This window comes from Phenylobacterium sp. (assembly GCF_036402295.1).
Lineage (GTDB): Bacteria > Pseudomonadota > Alphaproteobacteria > Caulobacterales > Caulobacteraceae > Phenylobacterium.
Map to the genome: position 1 here is coordinate 1 of NZ_DASWTE010000254.1, position 5,967 is coordinate 5,967.

General features: G+C 68.9%; 6 protein-coding genes. 4 read left to right on the forward strand and 2 right to left on the reverse strand.

Annotation, left to right across the window (positions count from 1 at the left end):
* Both VGD44_RS15555 and VGD44_RS15560 read left to right on the forward strand, forming a co-directional pair.
* The coding region (locus tag VGD44_RS15555; RefSeq protein ID WP_331088668.1) for a zinc-binding dehydrogenase at nucleotides 1–418 on the forward strand (418 nt) is incomplete at its 5' end.
* A gap of 223 nt (nucleotides 419–641) precedes the next feature.
* Nucleotides 642–2,930 carry a TonB-dependent receptor gene (locus VGD44_RS15560; protein WP_331088670.1) on the forward strand — a complete coding sequence of 763 codons (2,289 nt, stop codon included), beginning with the start codon at nucleotides 642–644 and terminating at the stop codon, nucleotides 2,928–2,930.
* 59 nt (nucleotides 2,931–2,989) lie between these two features.
* Here VGD44_RS15560 and VGD44_RS15565 read toward each other — a convergent pair whose 3' ends face one another.
* A complete protein-coding gene (locus VGD44_RS15565) occupies nucleotides 2,990–3,496 on the reverse strand; it encodes a DUF302 domain-containing protein (RefSeq protein WP_331088672.1) in 507 nt (168 codons plus the stop codon).
* Nucleotides 3,493–4,671: a patatin-like phospholipase family protein gene (locus VGD44_RS15570; protein ID WP_331088674.1), complete on the reverse strand. Its 1,179-nt coding sequence runs from the start codon at nucleotides 4,669–4,671 to the stop codon at nucleotides 3,493–3,495. Before VGD44_RS15570 ends, VGD44_RS15565 begins: the two co-directional genes overlap by 4 nt.
* 220 nt (nucleotides 4,672–4,891) lie before the next feature.
* On the opposite strand from VGD44_RS15570, the gene VGD44_RS15575 reads away from it, so the two are divergent.
* Together VGD44_RS15575 and VGD44_RS15580 are read left to right on the forward strand one after the other, a co-directional pair.
* Nucleotides 4,892–5,371 (forward strand): cupin domain-containing protein, encoded by a 480-nt coding sequence (locus tag VGD44_RS15575; RefSeq protein ID WP_331088676.1) that lies wholly within the window; start codon nucleotides 4,892–4,894, stop codon nucleotides 5,369–5,371.
* A 165-nt stretch (nucleotides 5,372–5,536) separates the two neighbouring features.
* The coding region (locus VGD44_RS15580) for an MFS transporter (RefSeq protein WP_331088678.1) at nucleotides 5,537–5,967 on the forward strand (431 nt) is incomplete at its 3' end.

Sequence of the window (5,967 nt, forward strand, 5' to 3'; positions counted from 1 at the left end):
GCTGGGCGCTGACCATGCCCTGGACAGCCGTGCCGGGCCCGTCGTGGACCGCATCCGCGAGATCACGGGCGTCGGCGCCGATTACACGCTCGACACCACCGCCAACCTCGCAGTCATGCGCCAGGCGGTCGACGCCCTGGCCCCGCGCGGGACCTGCGGGCTGGTGGGCGCTTCGAAGATGGGCGACGAGCTCGGCCTGGACGCCGTGGCGCTGATGAGCGGCGGGCGCGCCGTCCGCGGCGTCGTGGAGGGCGACGCCGATCCCGACGTCTTCATCCCGCGCCTCATCGCGTTGCACCAGGCGGGGTGCTTTCCCTTCGACCGGCTGATCGCCTTCTACCCGTTCGACGCGATCGGCCAGGCGATCGCCGACGGCGAAGCGGGGCGGGTCATCAAGCCCGTCGTGCGCATGGGCTGAACCGCCGCGGGTGAAGGTGGTCACGGGGCGTCCCGATGCGGGGCGGCCGCCAGCTCTGCTGTGGCGTGGCTGCAACATCGTTTCGCGAAATCCGCGGCGACGCTTCGCCGCAATTGCCGTCTGGCGCAAAACGGCGTCTCACTAATAGTTAGCAGGCATAACAGTTATCCGCGCGACGTCACGTAGCGGAAAGACGAGAAACAGCCTGCGCGGAGGAAACACCATGTCCAAGCCCAAGGCTGGAAGCGACGCCGGCTGCCTGACCGTCGGCGGCCTGTTCCTGGCGATGGCCGCCGTGGCGGCGCCCGCCCCCGCGGCCGCCCAGGCGGCGAGCGAGTCGGCGCAGATCGAGGAGGTGGTGGTCACCGCCCGCAAGCGCGAGGAGCGCCTGCAGGACACGCCGGTCGCGGTGACGGCGTTGAGCGGCGAAGCCCTGGCCGCCCGGGGCGTCGACAGCGTCGACCAGATCGCCAAGTTCGCCCCCAGCATCCGCTTCGATGGCGCCGCGGCCCTCAGCGGCGGCAACTACAACGCCACGGTCTTCATCCGAGGCGTGGGCCAGAACGACTTCGCCATCTTCAGCGACCCGGGGGTGGGAATCTACGTGGACGGCGTCTACTACGCGCGGTCCATCGGCGGCACGCTGGACGCCTTCGGCGTGGGCCGCATCGAGGTGCTGCGCGGGCCGCAGGGCACCCTGTTCGGCAAGAACACCATCGGCGGCGCTGTGGTCATCACCACCGCACAGCCGGGCCGCGAGCTGGGCGGACAGGTCGAGCTGACCACCGGCCGCTTCGACCGCCTCGACCTCAAGGCGCACGTGGACCTGCCGCTCGCCGACAACGCCTTCGCCCGCATCTCGGTCGCCCACCTGGGCCGCGACGGCTACGGCAAGCGCCTGCTCACCGGCGACGACCTGGGCGACCGCAACGCGAACGCCGTCCGCGGCCAGCTGCACTGGGATGTCTCGGACGCCGTGACCGTGGACCTCGCCGCCGACTACACGCGGGCCCGCGAGAACTCTGCGCCACAGAAGGCGTTGGTGATAGGCGCCGTTCCGGGGTTCGGGATCGGGCCGTTCCTGGGCAACTTCAACACCTTCGTGGCGCCGCGCCTGCCCATCGTCGCCCCGAACGGCGTCCGCTCGCTGAACACGTCGTTCCTCACCGACAGCCCCTTCACCACCTATGGCACAGGGCCGAACATCAACGACCTCGACCTCTGGGGCGTCTCCGGGACGGTGAACTGGGACCTTGGCGCGGTGTCGATGAAGAGCATCACTGCCGTCCGCGGCCTGGAGGCCACCTTCGCCCGCGATGGGGACAACTCGCCCTACACGTTCCGCGAGACGTTCAACCACGACGTCCAGGCCCAGGTCAGCCAGGAGCTGCAGTTCAACGGGACCGGCTTCGGCGACCGCCTGACCTGGGTCGCGGGTCTCTACGGCTTCCGCGAGCGGGGCACGGACTCGGGCCACGCCAAGCTGGCCGAGGGCCTCGTTCCCGGCGTTTCGCCGCCGCCGTTCAGCCCCTCCGTCGCGATCTATACGCGGGTGGTCAACAAGACCTACGCGGCGTTCGCGCAGGGCAGCTTCAGCTTCACCGATCAGCTCAGCATGACGCTCGGCGCGCGGGTGAACCGCGACGAGAAGACCTACTATCTCGACCATCGCCGCATCCGCGACGGCTTCATCGTCGCCAACGTCACGCGCAAGGGCTCGTGGGACTCGTTCACGCCCAAAATCGGCCTCGAATACAAGGCTACGCCGGACGCGCTGCTCTACGTCTCGGCGGGCAAGGGCTTCAAGAGCGGAGGCTTCAACGCGCGCCCCCTGGCGGACGCCTCCGAGGTCACCGAGTATCAGCCCGAAACGCTGTGGACCTACGAGGGCGGCGTGAAGACGGCCTGGCTCGACCGGCGCCTGATCCTGAACCTCGCGGGCTACTTCAGCGAGTACAAGAACATCCAGGTCACGGTGAACCAGACCCCCCGCAACTTCGTCGCCAACGCCGCTGCCGGCGAGGTGAAGGGCGTCGAACTGGAGGCGCAGGCCAAGCCCTCGGCCGCCTGGGACTTCAACCTGGGCGTCGGCTACATGGATGCGGAATACACGTCCGTAGGGCAGGGGCTGGCCGCCGGCCAGGTGCTGCCGATCACGCTGGCTACCCACTTCGTGAAGGCTCCCAAGTGGACCGCCAACGCCGGCGTCCAGTACACGCACGAGCTGGCGTCGGGGGCGCGCATCGTGGCCCGCGGCGACTGGAGCCACTACAGCACCGTCTACAACGACGTCGCCAACGATCCGGACCTGACGCAGGGCGCCTACGACCTGTTCAGCGCGCGTCTCAGCTTCACCTCGGCTGACGGCAAGTGGCAGGCGGCGGTGTTCGGGACCAACCTCTCGGATGAGCGCTACAAGGTGTCGGGCAACGCCTCGGCGGGCTTCGGGCTGAAGGAGGCGAGCTTCGGCCGGCCGCGGGAATGGGGCGTCAGCCTCAGTCGCGCCTTCTGAGCCGCGCGGGGCGAGGACCGGCCGCCTCCTGGCGCGCTCCGGTCGAGGGTGAACAGAAGCTATCGTCCAGCCACACTCCCAGCGATAGAACCGGCCACCTCGGACGCCATCTTGATCTGGGCCTGGCGGTCGCGGATCTCGTAACGGTCGGCGATGTAGGCGAAGTCGGTGTAGGCGACCCAGACTTTGCCCTGGCTGTCCTCCGTCACCAGGATGCGCACCGGCCAGTCGAGACCGGCGTAGGGGTTGGAGGCCAGGAACTGGGCGCCCAGCGGCGGGTTGCCGAAGATCAGCAGCTTGGAGGGCCGGAGGTCGATCTGCGCGCCCTTGGCGAGCTCGGCCTGATCGATCTCGGTGAAGAAGCGGATGCCCTTGCCGGCGATGTCGGCCTTGATGCGCGCGACCGTATCGTCGAAGCGGTAGGCGCTCTGGACGCGGACCACACCCTGAGCTGTTTCCGCCGCGGCGGCGGGCTGCGCGACGGCGGCGATGGCGGAGGCGGTGAGGCTAAGGCTGACGCCCATGGCGATCGCGCCCAGCGAATGGCGATTGAAGCGGCGGGTCATTTCGAGGGTCCTTGGTCATTGGCGGGAAGGGGCTCGTCGGTCATCCGGCCCGCCTCGGCCTCGTGGAGGATGATGCCCTCCATGGGGTCGACGCAGGTGGTCCAGGGCGCTTGCTGCAGCACGCGCGCGGTGTGCTCGTAGCCAGCTTCCCAGCGGGCGCGGATGCCCAGGGGCGAGAAGTCGATGTCCTTGGCGTGGTCCTCGCCGGCAAGCGGCGGTGAGAGCAGCCGGATGACGTGCATCTGGGTGGGGCAGCCGTAGGCGGCGAGCTCGCGCGCCTCGTTGGTGGCCTTCACGTCCGGCGGCAGCTTGTCGGCCAGCATCGCGATGATGTGGCGGAGCTTGTGGATCTGCTTCTGCCTGGCGATGTGGGTGATCGCTCGGCTGGAGTACTGCAGATCCTTCTGCCGTGACAACACACTCCAGATGCTGTCGGGCTCGGGGCCGTTGGGGGCCCACATGTGGACGGCGAACACCACGCCCGAGCGGCGCGGCTTGTCGTCGAAGACGGCTTCCACGGGGGTATTGGAGAGGATGCCGCCGTCCCAGTAGAGCTCGCCGCCGATGCGGACGGCCGGGAAGGCGGGGGGTAGGGCGCCCGAGGCCATGACGTGGCGCACGGTCAGCGGGTCGTCCCGGCTGTCGAAATAGCGCATCTGCCCGGTCTGGACGTTGGCCGCGCCGACGGTCAGGCGGGGACGCCCTGCGTTCATGAGCTGGGGATCGAGGAGCTCGCCGAGCGTCTTCTCGAGGGGCTCGGTGGAATAGTAGCCGGCGAGCTCCGACCCCAACGGAACCTGCATCCCCAGGAAGGCCCAGGGGTTGGGTCGGAAGAAGGCTTCGAGGCCGTTCGCGACCGTCATCGCGTTGGCGGCGAGGGCGCCGAGGCCCGGGATCATCCCCGCAAACTGCACGGCGCGCGAATGGGTCATCCGCGCCCAGAACTCGCGCATCCGTTCAAGGCGACGTTCGGGCGCATTGCCGGCGATCAGCGCGGCGTTGATGGCGCCGATCGAGGTGCCGATCACCCAGTCGGGCTCGACGCCGGCCTCCTGCAGCGCCTGGTAGACGCCGGCCTGATAGGCGCCCAGCGCCCCGCCGCCCTGGAACACCAGGACGACCTGGCCGAGCTTGGCCTTGTCGAGGAGCAGGGAGGTCTTGGCGGCGGTTTTCATGCCGCCGTTGTGCCAGCTGCCACTGGTCAGCGGAAATGACGGGCGGCTAATGGCGTCATGCGCTGCATGCATCGGAAGTCCCGCCTCGCGCGCGGGCGAAGACTCAAGAGTATTGGCGGCCGTAAACTTCCACGCATTGCCGCCATAACTTAAAGCGAATTCAGCGCAAGGTAGCCGCCTTCTACCTTCGGGTCATCGGACAACCCGAAGAGAGAAAACCATGAAATCCCTCAAACTGCTGACTACGGCGGCGTTCACCGCGGCGCTTGCCGCCATCGCCACCGCCGCGTCCGCCGGGACCTGCCCGGCCGACCAGATGCGCGCCGACGCCCGCACGGCCGGCGAGACCATGCCTGCCAAGGTCACCGACACCGAGCTGGCCTTCGTCGCCCTGGGCGGCGAGATCAACGGCCTCGACAATCGCCGCCTGCGCCTGCGCCGGCTGGTGGTGCAGCCGGGCGGCGTCGTGCCGTGGCACAGCCACACCGACCGCCCGGCCCTGATCATGACGGTCTCGGGCCAGATCACCGAGTTCAACTCCACCTGCGCCGTGGGCATCGTCCACAAGGCCGGTGACGTCGCCCAAGAGAAGAAGGGCGTCAGCCACTGGTGGAAGAACACCGGCAAGGTTCCGGCCGTGCTGATCGCCGCGGACATCAAGAACGACGCCGACACGACGGCCGCCGCCGACCACATGTGAGCGACCCTCCGCGGCGCAAGCCATCACCCGCCCGGCGCGCCGCGGAGCTCTGAGGCCCTGTTTCCCCCCAAGTCCCGCAGGGACCTCGGCGCGGAGGGCGTGTGGAGTCCGGACCAGTCTCCGGGCCCCGCACGCCCTTTCGCATTTCAGCCCCGGAGATATCCCATGACCACCGACTCCAACCGCCTTTTGCGCCGCGCGATCATCGGCCTGATCGGCTTCCTGACCCTCGTCGACCTCTTCGCCGCCCAGGCCATCCTGCCGACACTCGCGAAGATGTATGACGTCGCACCTTCCGCCATGGGCGTGGCGGTGAACGCGTCGACCATCGGCATGGCCGGCGCAGGCCTCGTCGTGGCCCTGGTCAGCCACCGGCTGCCCCGCCGCGGCGGCATCTGGGTTAGCCTGGCGCTGCTGGCGATCCCGACGGTGCTGCTGGCGCACGCGCCGGATCTCGCGACCTTCACGGCGCTGCGGATCGTACAGGGCGTCTTCATGTCGGCCGCCTTCACGCTGACGATGGCCTACCTTTCGGAGCAGAACACCGGCGCGGCCACGGCCGGCGCGCTGGCCGCCTACATCACCGGAAACGTGGC

Bases quoted from the DNA above. Each gene is read 5' to 3' on its own strand.
- VGD44_RS15570 (WP_331088674.1), bottom strand. From the start codon at position 4,671: ATGAAAACCGCCGCCAAGACCTCCCTGCTCCTCGACAAGGCCAAGCTC.
- VGD44_RS15560 (WP_331088670.1), top strand. From the start codon at position 642: ATGTCCAAGCCCAAGGCTGGAAGCGACGCCGGCTGCCTGACCGTCGGC.
- VGD44_RS15565 (WP_331088672.1), bottom strand. From the start codon at position 3,496: ATGACCCGCCGCTTCAATCGCCATTCGCTGGGCGCGATCGCCATGGGC.
- VGD44_RS15575 (WP_331088676.1), top strand. From the start codon at position 4,892: ATGAAATCCCTCAAACTGCTGACTACGGCGGCGTTCACCGCGGCGCTT.